The organism is Roseinatronobacter alkalisoli (assembly GCF_028745735.1).
Classification (GTDB): Bacteria; Pseudomonadota; Alphaproteobacteria; order Rhodobacterales; family Rhodobacteraceae; genus Roseinatronobacter; species Roseinatronobacter alkalisoli.
In genome coordinates, this window is sequence record NZ_JAQZSM010000007.1 from 121,980 (window position 1) to 137,059 (window position 15,080).

Annotated in this window: 13 protein-coding genes; 9 read left to right on the top strand and 4 right to left on the bottom strand. The window is 61.0% G+C overall.

What is annotated here, in order from left to right:
* Positions 1-28 precede the first annotated feature (28 nt).
* Both copM and PUT78_RS10045 read left to right on the top strand, forming a co-directional pair.
* Complete coding sequence (copM, locus tag PUT78_RS10040; protein WP_274352128.1) at positions 29-457, top strand: CopM family metallochaperone; 429 nt, start codon at positions 29-31, stop codon at positions 455-457.
* 486 nt (positions 458-943) lie between these two features.
* Positions 944-2,122, top strand: a complete 1,179-nt coding sequence (locus tag PUT78_RS10045) for an MFS transporter (RefSeq protein WP_274352129.1) — start codon at positions 944-946, stop codon at positions 2,120-2,122.
* Between the two features lie 139 nt (positions 2,123-2,261).
* Here the strand turns inward: PUT78_RS10045 and PUT78_RS10050 are convergent, their stop codons facing one another.
* Complete coding sequence (locus tag PUT78_RS10050) at positions 2,262-3,749, bottom strand: NAD-dependent succinate-semialdehyde dehydrogenase (RefSeq protein WP_274352130.1); 1,488 nt, start codon at positions 3,747-3,749, stop codon at positions 2,262-2,264.
* Between the two features lie 400 nt (positions 3,750-4,149).
* Positions 4,150-4,626 carry an Lrp/AsnC family transcriptional regulator gene (locus PUT78_RS10055; RefSeq protein WP_274352131.1) on the bottom strand — a complete coding sequence of 159 codons (477 nt, stop codon included), beginning with the start codon at positions 4,624-4,626 and terminating at the stop codon, positions 4,150-4,152.
* 275 nt (positions 4,627-4,901) lie between these two features.
* On the opposite strand from PUT78_RS10055, the gene mbhE reads away from it, so the two are divergent.
* Genes mbhE through mnhG form a run of 7 tightly spaced genes read left to right on the top strand, consistent with a single transcriptional unit; the run spans position 4,902 to position 10,604 of the window.
* Positions 4,902-7,205, top strand: a complete 2,304-nt coding sequence (mbhE, locus tag PUT78_RS10060; RefSeq protein ID WP_274352132.1) for a hydrogen gas-evolving membrane-bound hydrogenase subunit E — start codon at positions 4,902-4,904, stop codon at positions 7,203-7,205.
* Positions 7,205-7,627, top strand: coding sequence for an MnhB domain-containing protein (locus PUT78_RS10065; RefSeq protein WP_274352133.1), 423 nt, complete (start codon positions 7,205-7,207; stop codon positions 7,625-7,627). Before mbhE ends, PUT78_RS10065 begins: the two co-directional genes overlap by 1 nt.
* Positions 7,628-7,630: 3 nt before the next feature.
* Positions 7,631-8,002 (top strand): Na+/H+ antiporter subunit C, encoded by a 372-nt coding sequence (locus PUT78_RS10070; protein WP_274352134.1) that lies wholly within the window; start codon positions 7,631-7,633, stop codon positions 8,000-8,002.
* Positions 7,999-9,501 carry a Na+/H+ antiporter subunit D gene (locus tag PUT78_RS10075; RefSeq protein ID WP_274352135.1) on the top strand — a complete coding sequence of 501 codons (1,503 nt, stop codon included), beginning with the start codon at positions 7,999-8,001 and terminating at the stop codon, positions 9,499-9,501. Before PUT78_RS10070 ends, PUT78_RS10075 begins: the two co-directional genes overlap by 4 nt.
* Positions 9,498-9,977, top strand: coding sequence for a Na+/H+ antiporter subunit E (locus PUT78_RS10080; protein ID WP_274352136.1), 480 nt, complete (start codon positions 9,498-9,500; stop codon positions 9,975-9,977). Before PUT78_RS10075 ends, PUT78_RS10080 begins: the two co-directional genes overlap by 4 nt.
* Positions 9,974-10,309, top strand: a complete 336-nt coding sequence (locus tag PUT78_RS10085; RefSeq protein WP_274352137.1) for an MrpF/PhaF family protein — start codon at positions 9,974-9,976, stop codon at positions 10,307-10,309. The genes PUT78_RS10080 and PUT78_RS10085 overlap by 4 nt, the downstream gene beginning before the upstream one ends.
* Positions 10,302-10,604, top strand: a complete 303-nt coding sequence (gene mnhG / locus PUT78_RS10090; RefSeq protein ID WP_274352138.1) for a monovalent cation/H(+) antiporter subunit G — start codon at positions 10,302-10,304, stop codon at positions 10,602-10,604. The genes PUT78_RS10085 and mnhG overlap by 8 nt, the downstream gene beginning before the upstream one ends.
* 193 nt (positions 10,605-10,797) lie before the next feature.
* Here mnhG and PUT78_RS10095 read toward each other — a convergent pair whose 3' ends face one another.
* On the bottom strand, positions 10,798-12,648 hold the full coding sequence (locus tag PUT78_RS10095; RefSeq protein ID WP_274352139.1) for an SLC13 family permease: 1,851 nt from the start codon (positions 12,646-12,648) through the stop codon (positions 10,798-10,800).
* A gap of 177 nt (positions 12,649-12,825) precedes the next feature.
* Positions 12,826-14,997, bottom strand: a complete 2,172-nt coding sequence (gene katG, locus PUT78_RS10100) for a catalase/peroxidase HPI (protein ID WP_274352140.1) — start codon at positions 14,995-14,997, stop codon at positions 12,826-12,828.
* Positions 14,998-15,080: the final 83 nt, after the last annotated feature.

Genomic DNA, 15,080 nt, shown 5'->3' on the forward strand with positions numbered 1-15,080 from the left:
AGCTTCCCATATAAAACCGGAGGATGACATGGCTTTGAAAACATCAGTTCTGACAGGGATAGCAACCTTTGTCGCAGGCGGGGTGCTGGTTGCGGGGATCGGCTTCGCGTCCAGTCATATGTCGCATGGCGATCATGCGGCCGGGCATGCGGGCGATGATGCGCATGCTGGTCATCAGATGGCCCCTGCGCCCGAAGGGGCCAGTGACGCAACGCTGGCCTATATCGCGGCCAATGCCGCCATGCATGAGGCGATGGATATCGACTTCACCGGCGATGCGGATGCGGATTTCATTCTTGGCATGATCCCGCATCATGAAGGCGCGGTGGCCATGGCTGAAATCGTGCTGGAATACGGGCAGGACCCGGAAGTTGCTGAACTGGCACGCGAAGTGATTGCAGCCCAGCAACAGGAAATCACCTGGATGCGCGACTGGCTGGCGCGGCGCGGGTATTGATGTGCCGCCGGTCCTTGTGGTGCCATCATATCGGGTGGCACGGCAAGGCTGGTTGAACCTGGTGTAAAGCGGATGTTGGCGCCCCCCAAAGCGCGGAGCAAAGGCCGCAAGGCCGCCGCGTAATCGGCGGGCCGTCCCGCGGCCTGTAGATTACGCTGGCGTTAATGCCAGCCTTGGATGTCGGAGCATGCCGCCTGCATAAAGTGAACTTCTCCGACGTGGGACCGGTAGTCCCCGGCCCGCCGATGGCGCGGGCTTTGTGCGCAACGCAGGGTTCACATCGCGCCGCGCAAACTCTCGGCCTGATCTGATCAAGGCCCCGGCGTTCGGCAAGGGGGGGCATCTGCGCGGCGTTTGCTGACATAATATTGCCCCTGCGCATATCGCCCGCGCCCAAATTACCCGATCCGTGGTCGCGCATGGATTGCAAATGTTTCACAGGTTCACTACGCATGTTCAGGTTTGCACAGGAATCGGGCATTTCGCATGAAAACCGGCCTTTTCTTTCTGGTCATCGGCTATCTGCTCAGCCAGTTCTACCGCTCGTTTCTGGCGGTTCTGGCGGGTATGCTGCAAAGTGATATCGGCGTCAGCGCTGATGATCTGGCGCTGTCATCGGGGGTGTGGTTTCTGGCCTTCGCGCTGATGCAACTGCCCGTGGGTTGGGCGCTGGACCGTTTTGGCCCGCGCCGCAGCACTGCGCTGATTCTGGGGATCGGCGGAACCGCCGGTGCGCTGCTTATGGGACTGGCGCAGACTGCGGTGCATGTGCATCTGGCAATGGTGCTGCTGGGGGTGGGGTGTGCGCCGGTGCTGATGGCGGCCTATTACATTTTCGCGCGCAGCTATCCGCCCGCGATCTTTGCCACGCTGGCAGGCGCGGTGATCGGGTTCGGCAGCCTTGGCAATATTCTGGGCGCATGGCCGCTGGCCTGGGCAGCAGAGATGTTCGGCTGGCGTGAAACCCTGCTGGCGCTGGCCGCACTCACTGCGCTGATATCCGCGCTGCTGTGGCGGATGATCGAAGACCCGCCGGTTCTGGCCACGCCTGAAGGGCAAAAAGGCAGCCTGCTGGATTTGCTGAAAATTCCCGCACTCTGGCTTATTCTGCCCTTGCTGGCAGTGAATTACGCGCCCGCAGCCGGATTGCGCGGGTTATGGGCGGGGCCGTATTTCACTGATGTCTATGGGGCGGGGGCAAGCCAGGTGGGGCAGATCACGCTGGTAATGGCTTGCGCGATGATTCTGGGCAATTTTGCCTATGGGCCGCTGGACCGGCTGCTGGGGACACGCAAATGGGTCATTCTGGCAGGGAACGGGCTGGGCGGGCTGTGCCTGATGGCGTTGTGGCTGGTGCCGGTGCCGGGGTTCTGGACCAGCGCGCTGATGCTGGCGGCCATCGGTCTGTTCGGGGCCTCATTTCCGATGATGATGGCGCATGGCCGCAGCTTCTTTCCTGCCCATATGATGGGGCGGGGGGTGACGCTGCTGAACCTGTTTTCGATTGGCGGGGTGGGGGTGTTGCAGATGATCAGCGGGCGGGTGCATTCGGCCACCCCCCCAGCGCCGCCAGAGGCCCCCTATCAGGCAGTATTCCTGTTTTTCGGGCTGTTCCTGCTGGCGGGCTGTGTGATCTATGCCTTTGCCAGGGACCGTGTGGATTGATGGACCCGGCGGCGGTTTTTCCTGAGGGGGGCCTTGGGTGGCTGCCGCCCCCCAAACCCCCTGCCGCAAGGGGGGCACGCCCCCCTTGCGAAACCCCGGTGGATATTTGGACCAGACTGAAAGCAGCAAGGGCTGGGGTTCAGCCCCAGTCGCGGCAGACATATTTGATTTCGGTAAATGCCTCCATGCCCCAGCGCGCGCCTTCGCGCCCGAGCCCTGATTGTTTCATGCCGCCAAAGGGGATGGGTGCGCCGGTGACCTTGGTGCGGTTGACAGCAACCATGCCGAATTGCAGTGCCCGCGTCATGCGGTAGATGCGGCGCGGGTCCAGTGTGTGGACATAGGCCACAAGCCCGAATTCGGTCGCATTGGCGCGGGTGATGGCGCAGGATTCGGTGTCAAAGGGTGCAACGGCGGCAACGGGGCCGAAGGTTTCTTCATGCATGATGCTGGCATCGGTGGGGACATCGACCAGCAGGGTGGGTTTGTAATAAAGCGGCCCTTGCGCATCGCGCGCCCCGCCCACAAGGCAGCGTGCGCCGCGCGCCATGGCATCGGCCACATGGGTTTCCTGTTTGGCCACGGCGCGTTCATGCATCAACGGGCCGAGGTCGCAATCTTCCATGCCCGGACCAAGGGTCAGTTTGCGGATGGCGGCGGCGAAGCGGGTGCAGAATTCGTCATAGACGGGGCGTTGCACCAGAAAGCGGTTCGCGCCCAGGCAATCCTGTCCGGTGGTGGCGAATTTCGCTTTCACCGCTTCTGTGACGGCGCGGTCCAGATCGGCATCGGCAAAGACGATGAAGGGCGCATGTCCGCCCAGTTCCAGTACCAGCCGTTTGATGGTATCGGCCGATTGACGGTAGAGCAGGCGCCCGACTTCGGTGGAACCGGTGAAGGACAGCGCGCGCACGCGGGTATCCTGCGTCCATGTGCCGACGATTTCGGGCGCGTCCCCCGGCACGACATTCAGCACGCCCGCAGGGATGCCCGCGCGTTCGGCCAGCACGGCAAGCGCCAGCGCTGAAAGCGGCGTTTCCGCAGAGGGGTGCAGCACGCAGGTACAGCCCGCAGCCAGAGCGGCCGCGGCCTTGCGGGTGACCATGGCGCAGGGGAAATTCCATGGTGTGACAAGGGCCGCAACGCCCACCGGTTCGCGCCAGAGTTCCACTTCGGCATCGGGCAGATGCGATGTGACGCCGCGGATATCGGGGCGCTTGGCTTCTTCGGCGTAGAATTCCACGAACCCTGCGCCATAGTCGATTTCGCCGCGCGCCTCCGACAGGGGTTTGCCCTGTTCGGCCACCATGATCAGGGCCAGATCTTCGCGGTTGGCATTGATCAGGTCGAACCAACGGCGCAGGGCGGTGCTGCGGGTCTGGGGCAGGGCGGTGGACCAGTCTGCGAAGGCGGCCTGCGCGGCATCCACGGCGGCGCTTGCATCGGGGGCGCGCATGCGGGCCACGCGCGCGCAGACCGTGCCGGTGGCGGGGTCTGTGACAGCGAAATCCGACGCAGCACCACGCCACCCGGCGATATAGGCCTCCGTGCGCAGCAGAGATGGATCTGCCAGCAGGGAAGGCAGGTCGGGGGATTGTGTCGCGGTGGAGCGGGGGCTGCGCGTCATGGCTGGTCCTTCGGTCAGGTGAGTTGCTGGCCCAGCATAGCGCCGCTGGGCCAGAGGATTCGTTGCTGTGACCGGGCCGACCGCAGGGGAATGTTCCGAATTGCCCCTGAATATCCGATGATCCGTCCAGAAGGGGGGAAACGTGAACAATGCGTTGCGCATAAAGTCCGCGCTATCGGCGGGCCGGGGTCTGCCGGTCCCACGATATAGAAGTTAACTTTATGCAGGCGGCATACTTCGACATCAAAGGCTTGGCGTGTCGCTGGCGCTATCGGCAAGCCGCGGGACGGCCCGCCGATGACGCGGCGGGCTTGCGCCCTTTGTTGCGCGCCATTGAATTCCCCAACGCCCGTTTCAGGCCGGACTCAACCACCCTTCCGTCTTCCCCGATATGACAATGCTACAGCAGAATCCGCAGCGGCAGGGGGGTGTCCTTGACGTTTTTGGTGACGATATAGGTGTAGTAGCGTTTCACACCCGCGCGCCGTTCCAGAAGCCCGTCCATCAGCACCTGATAGGCGGCAATATCGGGGGCGGTCAGTTTCAGCAGGTAATCGAAGCCCCCGCCAAGAGACCAGCAATCAGTGATTTCATCGATTGCCGCGATGGCGCGTTCAAAGCGCTGGAAATCCTCGGATTTGTGGCTGTCCAGTTCAATCGTCACGAAAATGACCACATGCGGCGCAATGCGGGCAAGGGCAATATCAGCGCGGTAGCCGCGGATAAGCCCCGCATCTTCCAGCCGTTTCAGCCGTTCCCAGCAGGGCGTCGGCGAGAGGTTGACGCGCCGGGCCAGTTCGGCCTTGGTGATCCGCCCTTCGCGCGAAAGGGTGGAGAGGATGGCGATATCGCGGTCATCAAGGGCGGGGCTGCGCATGGGGCCATCATCCGGAGCGGGGGGGGCTTGTCAAGGGAGGGCGGCAGCGATGGCATATGCGGATGCGCGGCCCTGATGCCCTGAATTTCAGCGCAATTATAGGATATCGGGGCGTATTCCATGCCAAAACGTAATTTTTTTCACCGATTTGCGTTGCGAAATCGGGCGCAAAATGTGAAACAACGCGCGCCATGGTGGTTCGGGCGGTCAGGCTGCCCATGACATGCCGCGATGGTGATCGAGATCCGAGTGCCAGACAGGAGTCGACCGAGCAGATGGCAGAGCCTTCCGACCCGAACGCGCCCTGGGTAACCCCGGCGGGCATGATCACAGTGGCGTTGACCGCCACACTTTTCCTGTTTTTCCTGCAATACCTGCCTGTTGTGCCCCGCGATGGTGCGGTGCAATGGGTATGGGACTGGATACCCAGCCTGCAGGTGCGCCTGTCGTTCTGGCTGGACGGGTTAAGCCTGATGTTTGCGCTACTGATCACCGGGATCGGCACGCTGGTCATGCTGTATGCCGCGCGTTATCTGGCAGGGCATCCGCAATATAACCGCTTTGCACTGTATCTGTTCAGTTTCATGCTGTCGATGCTGGGGCTGGTGCTGGCGGATAACCTGATTGCGCTGTTCGTGTTCTGGGAACTGACGACATTCACGTCCTATCTGCTGATCGGTTTTTCGCATACGGACCCGAAATCGCGCCGCAATGCGTTGCAGGCGCTGCTGCTGACGGCGGCGGGGGGGCTGGCCTTGCTGGCGGGGTTCATCCTGATCGGGGTCACGCAGGGCACGTTCGAGTTGTCGCAGCTGAACGCAGCAGGCAGCATGGCAGAACAGCCTTACTATCTGGGCATTCTGATCCTTGTGTTGCTGGGGGCGTTTACCAAATCGGCGCAGGTGCCGTTCCATTTCTGGTTGCCCAATGCCATGGCCGCACCGACACCGGTTTCGGCCTATCTGCATTCCGCAACGATGGTTAAGGGCGGGGTCTATCTGCTGGCGCGGATGCATCCCAGCCTGTCGGGCAGTGATGTCTGGATTTATACGCTGACGATTTTTGGCGGGGTGACAGCGGTATTTGCGTCCTTCATGGCGCTGCGTCAGACAGACCTGAAACAGACGCTGGCCTATACCACGCTGATGGCACTGGGCACGCTGGTCATGTTTCTGGCCGGGTCTTCGGGCTATGCGATCACGGCGGCAATGACCTTCCTGCTGGTGCATTCTCTTTACAAGGCCGGGTTGTTCCTTGTCATCGGGATTGTTGACCATGAAACCGGTACGCGCGATGCCAATCTTCTGGGCGGGCTGGCGCGGGCCATGCCGATCACGGCGCTGGCGGCAGGGCTGTCGGGGCTGGCGATGGCGGGTTTGCCGCCGTTTCTGGGTTTCATCGCCAAGGAACTGTCCTATGCGGGTGCGCTGACCATGGCGATAAGCTGGTTTGTTGTCATCATGGGGATGGCGGCCTTCGCGCTGATGTTCGCCGTGGCGTTGATTGTCGCGTGGAAGCCGTTTTTCGGCCCGCAAGGCGATCTGCCGCGCAAACCTCATGAAGGGCCCTGGGCCATGGTTCTGGGTCCGGCCATGCTGTCGGTCATCGGGCTGCTGGCAGGGCTGCTGCCCGGTGTGACGGCGTATTATCTGGTGGAACCGGCCGTGGCCGCCGTGATGGGCGCGCCAGATGTGGGCGGGCGGCTGAAGCTGTGGGCGGGGTTCAACCTGCCTCTGGTGCTGAGTCTGCTGACCTTTGCGCTGGGGTTTGTGCTGTATCTGGTGCATGCGCGGCTGCGTGCCATGCTGGCTGCGATGGAAGCGCGCGCCATTGATATGGATGCGGGCTGGGATGTGCTGCTGGACCGTTTCATGGCGGTGGCCAAGGGCCAGACGCGCGTTATCCAGACCGGGGTTCTGCGCCATTACATGTTTGTGACATTTGCGGTCTTCGCGCTGACAGTGCTGGGCACATTGGTTCTGCGCCCTGCGGCTGCGCCTGCACTGAATTTCGCGGGCACAGGTTTTGTCGAATGGGGCATTGCCGCGCTGATTGTTGCGGGAACCATGGTGGTGGTGCTGACTTCATCGCGCATCGCGGCACTGGTGGGGCTGGGCGTTGTGGGGATCGGCGTTGCGCTGATCTTTATCGCCTATTCCGCGCCGGATGTGGCGATCACGCAAATTCTGGTGGAATTGCTGGTCGTGGTGCTGCTGGCGGTTGCGCTGCTGAAAATGCCGCATCTGGACCGCACCGGCAAACAGTCGCACCGCCCCTTTGACGCCGGACTGGCGGTTCTGGTGGGCGGTGTCACGACATGGGTGTTGCTGCGCGTGACCAACACGCCCTTTGACCGCCGCCTGACAGATTTCTTCGAGGCGTCATCCTGGACCGAGGCCTTCGGGCGCAATATCGTCAATGTCATTCTGGTGGATTTCCGCACGCTTGACACATTCGGCGAAATTGCAGTGGTGATTGTCGCGGCGCTGGGGGCGTTTGCGCTTCTGAAAGGGGGCGCGAAGCGTCCCCCCGAAGATGCGCCCGAACCTGCGCCTGAAACTGCGAGGGAGGAACGCTGATGAATTCCATCATCTTTACTGCGGGCGCGCGGATTCTGGTTGCGCTGCTGTTCGTCTTTTCGCTGTTCATGCTGCTGCGCGGCCATCACCTGCCCGGTGGCGGGTTTATTGGCGGGCTGTTGGGGGCGGTGGCGTTTATTGTCTATTCGCTGGCCTGCGGTCCCGCCGAGGCAAAATCCGCCCTGCGCGTAAGCCCGGAAGGCATTGCCATTGTCGGGCTTGGCATTGCGCTGGTGGCGGGGCTGGTGTCGTTTTTATTTGGCGACCCGTTCTTTACCGGCCAGTGGTACTGGGTGGGCGGCGACAGTTATGAAACGTCGCTTTTCTCGCTGAATACGGTTCTGGTGTTCGATATCGGGGTGTATCTGGTGGTGCTCGGGTCGATCCTGTCACTTGCCTACGCCTTTGAAGAGGAGACCTGAACCATGGAAGCACTGACTGCCCTTGTTGTCGGCCTGCTGGTTGCCGCTTCGGTCTATCTGATGCTGGCGCGCAATTTCATGCGCTTCCTGTTCGGGCTGATCCTGCTGTCGAACGCGGCCAATCTGGTGATTTTCGCATCGGGGCGCATGACCAAAGGCGCGCCTGCGCTGGTGCCATATGGCGCCGATACCCCTGCCGGTGTGGTGGGCAATGCGCTGCCGCAGGCGCTGGTTCTGACGGCTATTGTTATCGGCTTCGGGCTGCTGGCCTTCACGCTGGCGCTGGCTTTTGAAACCTATCGCCGGTTGCGCACGATGGATACCGACAAGATGCGTGTTGCCGAACCCAAAGATGCCGACGAGGACATGAAATGACAAGCTGGCTTCTGGTCATGCCCATCGCCGTTCCCTTTGCAACGGCGGTTCTGGCCTATCTTATGCGCCGCGCACCAAGCGGCCGCTGGATTTCGCTGACAGGGTCTGTCCTGTCGCTGGTCGCGTCCATCGCGCTGCTGATTGCCGTGCTGAATGAGGGTGTGATTGCCGCGCAGATGTCCAACTGGGACGCGCCTTTCGGCATTACGCTGGTGGCGGATTATCTGGGCGTGGTGATGGTTGTCATCACGGCGATCACCGGCCTTGCCACGGCGGTTTATGCGCTGGGTGAAATCCCCGAACGGATTGAACATCTGGGCTATCACGCGCTGTTCCAGACCCTGATTGCCGGGGTGACCGGCGCGTTCCTGACAGGCGATCTGTTCAACCTTTATGTCTGGTTCGAGGTGATGCTGATTTCATCCTTCGGGTTGCTGGTTCTGGGGGGCACGCGCGAACAGCTGGATGCGGGCATCAAATATGTGGCGCTGAATCTGGTATCGACCATCATTTTCCTGTCGGGGATCGGGCTGCTTTATGGGGTCACCGGCACGCTGAACATGGCCGATCTGCGCGAGGCTGTGGCCAATGCCGAAGATCAGACATTGATTACTGTCATCGCCATGATGTTCATGGTGGGTTTCGGGGTGAAGGCCGGGGTGTTCCCGCTGTTCTTCTGGCTGCCTGCGTCCTATCACACGCCAACTTTTGCCGTGTCGGCGGTGTTTGCGGGTCTGCTGACCAAGGTGGGCGTCTATGCGATGATGCGCATGTTCACGCTGGTTTTCGTGGGCGATGTGGGGTTCACGCATGAAATTCTGATCTGGGTGTCATTGCTGACCATGCTGACCGGCGTTCTGGGCGCTGCGGCGCAGACCGATTTCCGCAAGATCCTGTCGTTTCATATCATCAGCCAGATCGGGTATATGACGCTGGGGCTTGCGCTTTATACTCCGCTGGCGCTGATGGGGGGCGTATTCTATCTGGTGCACCACATCATCGTTAAGGCGAACCTGTTTCTGGTGTCCGGGGTTGCCAACAAGCTGGCAGGGTCCACTGACCTGCGCCGCATTGGCGGGCTTTACAAATCCTCGCCGTTTCTGGCGGCGCTGTTCATTGTGCCCGCATTCTCTCTGGCAGGTTTTCCGCCATTGTCGGGGTTCTGGGCGAAATACCTGATTGTCAAGGCAGCGATCGAACTGGATGCGTGGTTCGTGGCCTTCATCGCGCTGTTCGTAGGCTTGCTGACCATCTTTTCCATGACGAAGATCTGGGGCATGGCCTTCTGGAAGCCCCATCCCGACGGGATTGACCCTGTGCCGGAGCGTGTGCCTGCGAAAATCCGGGTGCCGATGATGCTGCCGATTATCGGTCTGGCCATCATGACAGTCGTGATCGGGTTCTTTCCTGAACCCTTCGTGCAATTTGCCGAAACGGCGGCCACGCAATTGCTGGACCCGAGTGATTATGTCACCACTGTTCTGGGGGCGCAAAGATGAATGGTTTGCTGATAAACCTGCTGCTTGCCTTTGCCTGGGCGGCGATGACCGGGTCTTTCGGATTGGGCACGCTGGCGACGGGCGCGGCGCTGGGGTTCTTCGCGCTGTGGCTGTCGGCACCATTGACGGGAATTGACCGGCTGTATTTCCTGCGCACCTACCGGGTGGTGCGGCTGGCACTGTTTTTCTTCTGGGAATTGCTGCTGTCATCGCTGCGCGTGGCATGGGACGTGATCCGTCCCTTTCCGAAAAACAAACCCGCCATCATTGAAGTGCCGCTGACCGTACAGTCCGATATCGAGATATTGCTGGTCACCAACCTGATTTCCCTGACGCCGGGCACATTAAGCGTGGATGTCACGCAGGACCGCAGTACGCTGCTGGTGCATGCCATGTTCGCTGATGATCCTGATGCGCTGGTGGCGGAACTGAAGAATGGCATGGAACGCATGGTCGCGGAGGTATTTGAGAAATGAGCACTGCTGATTTTCTTGATCTGTCGGTCCAGATCGGCCTTGGGCTGATCCTGCTGGGGCTTGCGGTTGCCTTTATCCGGCTGGCCATTGGCCCGACACTGGCGGACCGCGTGGTGGCGCTGGATATGATGAATATCACCATCATCGCGTTTTGCGGCCTGTATGCCATTGCGATTGACGACCCGTCGCTGCTGGATGTGGCGATTGTGGTGGCGCTGGTGGGGTTTTTGGCAACTGTGGCGTTGGCGCGCTATGCCGAACGCTATTTCGACCGCGAGAATAAAGCGGCAGACACAGATGCCAGCCAGACCAAAGGGGGCCACGATGATTGATATTCTGAAAGCACTTCTTGTTCTGGGCGGTGGTGCGTTTGTGCTGATCGCGGCCATCGGGATCGTGCGCCTGCCGGATTTGCTGACACGGATGCATGCGTCCACCAAGGCGGGCACGCTGGGCAGTCTGCTGATCCTGGCGGCACTGGCCATTCATATCGGCACTGTGTCGGGCACCAGCAAGGTTCTGGCGACAGTGCTTTTCCTGCTGCTGACCGCGCCGATTGCCGCACATATGATAGGCAGGGCCTATGCCCGCACCAATGTCCGGAATGACAAATCCGCCAAGGATTGATGTCTGGAATGCCATCCCGTTCGCGGGGGCCTGAGGCGGACGTTTGGGCGACAGATAAAGCCCGCGTCACTGGCGCGACGGTCCTTTCAAACCCTGCGGCCTTTGTTCCGCACCTTTGAAATTACAGCATTCGTTTTCAGGCTGAACGCGCCGGTCTTGCGGTTTTGTGCATCCATGCGCCAATGGGTCACCCTCACAATGGCCAGACCCATAGCAGCATCGGAATGCTGACCGTGACGACCAGAATTTCCAGCGGCAGGCCCAGCCGCCAGTAATCCCCGAAGCGAAATCCGCCGGGGCCAAGGATAAGCGTGTTGTTCTGGTGCCCGATGGGCGTCAGAAAGGCACAGGACGCCCCGATGGCCACGGCCATCAGAAAGCTGTCAGGATTGACCCCCAGCGCACCGGCAATGCCCAGTGCAATGGGGCACAAGACCGCCGCTGTCGCCGCGTTGTTCATCACATCCGACAGAAACATGGTTGTGACCAGCACTACCGTAAGCGCCGCTATGGCGTTGCCCTGCGCGATGGTCTGCACCAGAAATACCGCCAGCATATCGGCCGCACCCGTGGCCTGCATTGCGCCCGCGACCGGGATCAGTGCTGCCAGCAACACGATGACCGGCCAGTCAATCGTGGTATAGACCTGTCTTGGCGGCACAGTGCGCACCAGCATCGTCACCACCACCGCCAGCGAGAAACCGACCGCAGCCGATACCAGCCCTGATGTGACCAGCACCACCGCGCCGACCATGATCGCCCCGGACAGAATGGCCTTGCGTTTATCGGGGATGCGCAGGTCGCGTTCGCCCAGGGGCACACAGCCCGCGTCATTGATGAATTCCGACATCGCTTCTGCCGGGCCTTGCAGCAACAGCAGATCGCCCGATTTCAACGCCACTTCGCGCAGGCGTTTGCGCTGCGGGTTCTGCTCGCGCGACACGGCCAGCAGGTTCAGGCCATAGCGGGTGCGCAGGCGCAGATCACTGGCGGACCTGCCGACGATATTCGACCCCGGTAAAACCGCCACCTCGCGCAGAACGATATCCTGATCTCGGGTCTTGTCATCGGTGGTTGCGGCGTCGGGTTTGTCGTCTTTCGCGGGCGGGGCTGGGGCGTCTGCATCCTCTTCGGTGTTTTCTGCGCTTGCAGGATCAACCTGTTCTTCCAGCTTCATGTTAAACACACTCAGTGCTTCGGCCAGACTGTCCACATCCGCTTCCAGTACCAGAATATCGTCGGCCTGAATGTGGCGCCCGCCATGGGGGGCGATCATGCGCACTTCGTTGCGTACAAGCCCGGCAATCTGCGCGCCGCTGTCTTCAATCTTATGCTCGAAGGCGCGCAGGGTCATGCCCACCGCCTTGCTTTTTTCGGGCACCCGCACTTCGGAAAAATAGGGGCCGGTTTCGAACTGCGCTTCGCCCGCAGCCTTGCGCGCGGGCACCAGCCGCCAGCCGAGAAGGGCCACAAACGCCACACCAAGCACCGCGACAGTGGCGCCCACAGGCGCGAAGTCGAACATGCCGAAGGCACCCTGACCCGCCTGTGCCCGAAACCCCGAGACAATCAGATTTGGCGGTGTGCCGACCAGCGTGGTCATGCCCCCCAGAATGGTGCCGAAGGCAAGCGGCATCAGCACTTGCCCGGCTGTCATGTTCAGCCGCCCAGATAATTGCACCGCGACCGGCATCAGCAGCGCCATTGCCCCCACATTGTTCATGAAGCCCGACATAGCCGCCCCCAGCCCGATCAGTGCGGTCAGGCTGGTGATGCGCCCGGCATTGCGCGGCAGCACTGTGCGCGCCAGCCAGTCGACAGCGCCGGTATTCTGCAACCCCTGACTAAGGATCAGGACACAGGCTACTGTGATGACCGCAGGATGGCCGAACCCTGCGAAAGCGTCAGGCGCGGGCACCAGACCGGCAATCACACAGGCAAGCAGCGCGCTCAGCGCCACAATGTCATGCCGCAGTCTGCCCCACAGGAACAGACCCATCGTTGCGGCAAGGATGGCGAAAATCAGGAACTGGGGGGTGGTCATGTGATACGGTCCTGCTTGCTGCCATTTATGCCAGACAATCAGGAATGCCCGCAGGGATCAACGCCCATCGGGACCGGGGGTTCCGCGCTGCGCTTACGGGACGTGGGGGCGCAGACAAGAATGCGCGCGCGCCCCACATGTTATGCAAGGCGCGCGCGCGCTTTTGATTACTTCAGTTTACGCCAGATCGAAGCGGTCGGCGTTCATCACCTTGGTCCATGCGGCGACGAAATCATGGATGAATTTTTCCTGATTGTCGTCCTGCGCATAAACTTCGGCATAGGAACGCAGCACCGAATTCGACCCGAAGACCAGATCGACGCGGGTTGCGGTGAATTTCTCCGCGCCGGTCCTGCGGTCCACAATCGCGTAAAGATTGCTGCCCTTGGGTTCCCATTTGAAACCCATATCGGTCAGGTTGACGAAGAAATCGGTTGTCAACGCGCCTTCGCGGTCAGTGAAGACCCCGTGCTTGGTGCCGCCATAGTTGGTGCCGATCACGCGCATACCACCGATCAGGCAGGTCATTTCCGGCGCACTCAGCCCCATCAACTGCGCACGGTCCAGCAGCATTTCTTCGGGCGTAACGGCATAGTCCTTCTTGACCCAGTTGCGGAACCCGTCGGCCAGCGGTTCCAGATACTTGAAGGAATCGGCATCTGTCATCGCGTCCGTTGCATCGCCGCGACCGGGGGCGAAAGGCAGCTTGATGTCGAAACCGGCGGCCTTGGCGGCCTGTTCAACACCGTAATTGCCTGCCAGAACGATGACATCGGCAATGCTTGCACCGGTTTGCGCCGCAATCGGTTCCAGAACGCCCAGAACACGCGCAAGGCGGTCGGGTTCATTGCCTTCCCAGTCCTTTTGCGGGGCCAGACGGATGCGTGCGCCATTGGCACCACCGCGCAGGTCGGACCCGCGGAAAGTGCGCGCGCTGTCCCATGCAGTTGTCACCATATCGCTGATGCTCAGCCCGCTTGCCGCGATCTTGTCCTTGGTGAGGGCGATATCATAGCCTGCATTGCCTGCGGGAACCGGATCTTGCCAGATCAGGTCTTCGGACGGGGCTTCCGGGCCGATATAGCGTTCTTTCGGCCCCATGTCGCGGTGGGTCAGCTTGAACCATGCGCGCGCGAAGGCGTCATCAAACGCTGCCGGGTCGGCCATGAATTTTTCACAGATGGCGCGATAGGTGGGGTCCATCTTCATGGCCATATCGGCGTCGGTCATGATCGGGGTGACGCGGATTGACGGGTCTTCGACATCGACCGGCCGGTCTTCGTCCGCAATATCAACCGGTTCCCATTGCCATGCCCCTGCAGGGGATTTCTGCAATGCCCATTCATAGCCGAACAGCAGCTTGAAATAGCCCATGTCCCATTTGGTCGGGTGCGTGGTCCAGGCTCCTTCGATGCCGGAGGTCACAGTGTCGCGGCCAATGCCACGGCCCTTGTGGTTGTTCCAGCCAAGCCCCTGTTCAAACAGGTCTGCAGCTTCGGGTTCCGGCCCCAGATCCTCGGCGCGGCCATTGCCATGCGTTTTGCCGACAGTGTGACCACCGGCGGTCAGCGCGACGGTTTCTTCGTCATTCATCGCCATGCGGGCAAAGGTTTCGCGCACCTGCGCTGCGGTTTTCAGCGGGTCGGGCTGGCCGTTCACCCCTTCGGGATTCACATAGATCAGGCCCATCTGCACAGCCGCCAGCGGGTTTTCCATAGTGGCGGGGTTGGCGACATCGCCATAGCGTTCGTCGCTGGGGGCCAGCCATTCGCGTTCTGCGCCCCAGTACACATCTTTTTCAGGGTGCCAGATATCTTCGCGGCCAAAGGCGAAACCATAGGTTTTCAGCCCCATCGTTTCATACGCCACAGTGCCTGCCAGAACCATCAGATCGGCCCAGCTGAGTTTGTTGCCGTATTTTTTCTTGATGGGCCACAGCAGGCGGCGGGCCTTGTCCAGATTGGCGTTGTCGGGCCAGCTGTTAAGCGGGGCAAAACGGTGGTTGCCGGTGCCTGCACCGCCGCGCCCGTCCTGAATGCGGTAGGTGCCGGCGGCGTGCCATGACATGCGGATCATCAGACCGCCATAATGGCCCCAGTCTGCGGGCCACCAGTCCTGACTGTCGGTCATCAATGCGGACAGGTCTTTCTTCAGCGCGTCAAAATCCAGCGATTTGACTTCCTCGCGGTAGTTGAAACCGTGCAGCGGGTTGGGCTTGGTGTCATGCTGGTGCAGGATGTCCAGGTTAAGCGCCTTGGGCCACCAGTCCATGACGGAACTGCCGGTTTCGGTGATGGCGCCGTGCATTACCGGGCATTTGCCGCTTTTGGGGGTGTCGTTGCCGTCCATGTCATAACTCCTCGGATTTGCTTGTCGAACTGGCTGTCGGGAAGGGGGGGCGCGCAGGCGTGCCGATACTGTTCCCATCCGTC

Coding starts and splice junctions, on each gene's coding strand:
- PUT78_RS10075 (WP_274352135.1), top strand. CDS start 7,999: ATGACAAGCTGGCTTCTGGTCATGCCCATCGCCGTTCCCTTTGCAACG.
- mbhE (WP_274352132.1), top strand. CDS start 4,902: ATGGCAGAGCCTTCCGACCCGAACGCGCCCTGGGTAACCCCGGCGGGC.
- PUT78_RS10095 (WP_274352139.1), bottom strand. CDS start 12,648: ATGACCACCCCCCAGTTCCTGATTTTCGCCATCCTTGCCGCAACGATG.
- PUT78_RS10050 (WP_274352130.1), bottom strand. CDS start 3,749: ATGACGCGCAGCCCCCGCTCCACCGCGACACAATCCCCCGACCTGCCT.
- PUT78_RS10055 (WP_274352131.1), bottom strand. CDS start 4,626: ATGCGCAGCCCCGCCCTTGATGACCGCGATATCGCCATCCTCTCCACC.
- PUT78_RS10065 (WP_274352133.1), top strand. CDS start 7,205: ATGAATTCCATCATCTTTACTGCGGGCGCGCGGATTCTGGTTGCGCTG.
- PUT78_RS10045 (WP_274352129.1), top strand. CDS start 944: ATGAAAACCGGCCTTTTCTTTCTGGTCATCGGCTATCTGCTCAGCCAG.
- PUT78_RS10070 (WP_274352134.1), top strand. CDS start 7,631: ATGGAAGCACTGACTGCCCTTGTTGTCGGCCTGCTGGTTGCCGCTTCG.
- katG (WP_274352140.1), bottom strand. CDS start 14,997: ATGGACGGCAACGACACCCCCAAAAGCGGCAAATGCCCGGTAATGCAC.
- copM (WP_274352128.1), top strand. CDS start 29: ATGGCTTTGAAAACATCAGTTCTGACAGGGATAGCAACCTTTGTCGCA.
- PUT78_RS10085 (WP_274352137.1), top strand. CDS start 9,974: ATGAGCACTGCTGATTTTCTTGATCTGTCGGTCCAGATCGGCCTTGGG.
- mnhG (WP_274352138.1), top strand. CDS start 10,302: ATGATTGATATTCTGAAAGCACTTCTTGTTCTGGGCGGTGGTGCGTTT.
- PUT78_RS10080 (WP_274352136.1), top strand. CDS start 9,498: ATGAATGGTTTGCTGATAAACCTGCTGCTTGCCTTTGCCTGGGCGGCG.